Source organism: Corallococcus sp. AB049A, assembly GCF_003668885.1.
In the GTDB taxonomy this organism is placed as follows: domain Bacteria; phylum Myxococcota; class Myxococcia; order Myxococcales; family Myxococcaceae; genus Corallococcus; species Corallococcus interemptor.
On the sequence record NZ_RAWL01000738.1, the window covers coordinates 1 to 2053 of the forward strand.

At 72.3% G+C, this 2053-nt stretch carries 3 protein-coding genes; 2 read left to right on the plus strand and 1 reads right to left on the minus strand.

From position 1 onward, the window contains the following. On the plus strand, positions 1-290 hold a 290-nt coding region (locus tag D7X55_RS38865), incomplete at its 5' end, for a hypothetical protein (protein WP_407921818.1). Positions 291-303: 13 nt separating this feature from the next. On the opposite strand, the gene D7X55_RS38870 is transcribed toward D7X55_RS38865, so the two are convergent. Next, entirely contained in the window at positions 304-1233 is a 930-nt protein-coding gene (locus D7X55_RS38870) for a LysR family transcriptional regulator (protein WP_120546587.1), read from the minus strand. 105 nt (positions 1234-1338) lie between these two features. On the opposite strand from D7X55_RS38870, the gene D7X55_RS38875 reads away from it, so the two are divergent. Continuing rightward, the gene (locus D7X55_RS38875) at positions 1339-1977 is read left to right on the plus strand and encodes a glutathione binding-like protein (RefSeq protein WP_121725666.1); all 639 of its coding nucleotides are present in this window, start codon (positions 1339-1341) and stop codon (positions 1975-1977) included. Positions 1978-2053: the final 76 nt, after the last annotated feature.

Consider the following 2053-nt stretch of genomic DNA (forward strand, 5'->3'; position numbering starts at 1 on the left):
GCCCCAGGGCGGGGAACCCGAACACCCCCGTGGGCCTGGGAGGGCGGCCCGCGTACAGGGCTCCCCCCAGGCCGCTCACGCCGCTGACCGAAGAGGACCTGAAGCGGCAGCAGGCCCTGCTCCAGGCCATGGAGGACAACGAGGCGGCGGCCTACCGGGACGTCGAGGCGCTCCTGGACGACGCGCAGAAGGAGAAGGCGCGAGCGCTGGTCTCGAAGCACCGGGAGGAGCGGCAGCGCGCGCGGGAGGCCTTCGAGGCTCCCGAACCCCCGCCCGCGCCTCCCAGCTGAGACGGAGCGGCTTTCAACCCACCGCGAGTCCCCGGGGCACCGAGGACTCGAGCGCGGCGTGGAGGCGGAGCGCGGCGTCCTGGACCTCGTTCCTCCAGGCCATCCGCCAGGGCCTGCGCAGGGGCCCTGACGCGAGCCGCTTCACCACGAGGTCGCCCTTGCCCAGGTGCGGCGTGGTGATCCACTCGGAGAGCACGGCGATGCCCAGGCCCGCGCGGGCCACGTCGAGGATGGCCTCCGTCAGCGGCAGCCGCTCGATGCGCAGCCGGGGCCGCTCGCGGCCGAAGACCTGCGCCATGAACCAGTGCGACTCCGCCGCGGGCGTCTGTCCGGTCAGCAGCGTGTGCTCGCGCAAGTCATCGCGGGTGAGCGCCTTGCGGGACGCCAGCGGGTGCGACGCGGCCATCACGAAGATGATCTCATCGGAGAAGAGCGGCCGGCACTCGATGCCAGCGCGCGGCACGGAGGACGTCGTGAGCAGCGCCACGTCCAGCTCTCCCGCCACCAGGGCGGGGACGGGCTCCTGCGTGTGCTCCACCGCCAGCGACAGGTGGATGCCCGGCAGGCTCTTGCGCAGCGTCACCAGCGCGGACGGCAGCCAGTGGTAGGCGGTGTAGCACTCGCACACGAGCCTCATCCGGATGGACGGCGCCACCGGCGCGCGCACGCGGTGCTCCAGGTCGCCCAGCTCCAGCAGCAGCCGCGTGGCGCCCGAGACGAGCTCCTGTCCCGCGGGGGTGGGCACGAGCCCGCGCGGGGTCCGGTCGAAGAGGCGCGTCCCCAGCCGGTCCTCCGCCGCGAGCAGCGCGCGGCTCACCGCCGGCTGCGTCAGGTGCAGCGCGGCCGCGGCCCGGGCCGTGGTTCCAGCGGAGGCCAGGGCCAGCACCACGCGCAGGTCGCGCACGTCGAGCCGGGGGGAGGGCGGCGGGGCGATGTCATCCATGCATTGAGTCTATGTCAACGATGCGTTGGACGCATCCCATCCGGATGAGGAGAGTAGCGCCTGCATCTGGCGCAGACCCACGCTCGAAGTTCCGGAGGACATCCCATGCAGCTCTACTTCTCACCCCTGTCCTGCTCCGCCGCGACCCGCATCTGCTTCTACGAGGCGGGCACGGAAGCGACGTTCATCGAGGTCGACTCGAAGGCGAAGCGCACGCAGGACGGGCGCGACTACCTGGAGGTGAATCCGCTGGGGCTGGTGCCCGCGCTGCGCACCGACGACGGCGACGTGCTCACGGAGAACGCCGCCATCCTGCAGTACCTGGCCGGGGCGCTGCCCCACGCGGGCCTCGCTCCGGAGGACGGAAAGGGGCGCACGCGGCTGCAGCAGTGGCTGTCCTTCGTTGGGACGGAGCTGCACAAGGCGACGTTCATGCCGCTCCTCGACACCTCGGCGAACGAGGGCGCGAAGACGTATGCCCTGGAGCGGGGGAACGGCCGGCTCGCCTACCTCGACAAGCACCTCAACGGGCGCGAGTTCCTGCTGGAGCGCTTCAGCGTCGCGGACGCGTACCTCGTGACGGTGCTCAACTGGAGCGCGGTGACGCCCATCGACCTGGGGAAGTGGCCCGCGATCGCCGCGTACTTCGCGCGCCTGCAGGAGCGGCCCAGCGTGGCGAAGGCGCTCCGGGAGGAGCGCCGGCTCTACGGCGCCCTGCTCGAACGGCGCAAGACGCGGGCGTGAGCGCTCCCTCCGCCTCCTCCTGACGCGGGCGGAGGAGGGGAGGGAGACTTCAAGCTCCGGTGGCGGGGTCCGTCAG

Excerpts from the sequence above, each read along its gene's own strand:
- D7X55_RS38870 (WP_120546587.1), bottom strand. The coding sequence starts at position 1,233 with ATGGATGACATCGCCCCGCCGCCCTCCCCCCGGCTCGACGTGCGCGAC.
- D7X55_RS38875 (WP_121725666.1), top strand. The coding sequence starts at position 1,339 with ATGCAGCTCTACTTCTCACCCCTGTCCTGCTCCGCCGCGACCCGCATC.